Genomic DNA, 211 nt, shown 5'->3' with positions numbered 1-211 from the left:
GCAATGTATATATTTGCCCAGCCCAACAGGAACTGCCCTACCGAACGACGGACCGTAAGGGATACCGGCAGTATGCCTCTGACCCAGCTAAATGCGAGTATTGCCTACTGCTGGGCCAGTGTACCCAGTCTCGAAACCACCGCAAAGTGGTGACTCGGCATGTCTGGGAAGACAGCAAAGAGTGGGTACGGAGCAACCGACTAAGCCCATC

General features: G+C 55.0%; 1 protein-coding gene. It reads left to right on the top strand.

The annotated features are described in order from the left end of the window. Nucleotides 1-211: transposase (locus tag LCF57_RS28240; RefSeq protein ID WP_226001948.1), on the top strand; the 211-nt coding region annotated here is incomplete at both ends.

Origin of the sequence: Paenibacillus sp. BJ-4 (genome assembly GCF_020404765.1) — a bacterium.
GTDB lineage: Bacteria > Bacillota > Bacilli > Paenibacillales > Paenibacillaceae > Paenibacillus.
This window is presented reverse-complemented; position numbering and strand designations above follow the sequence as displayed.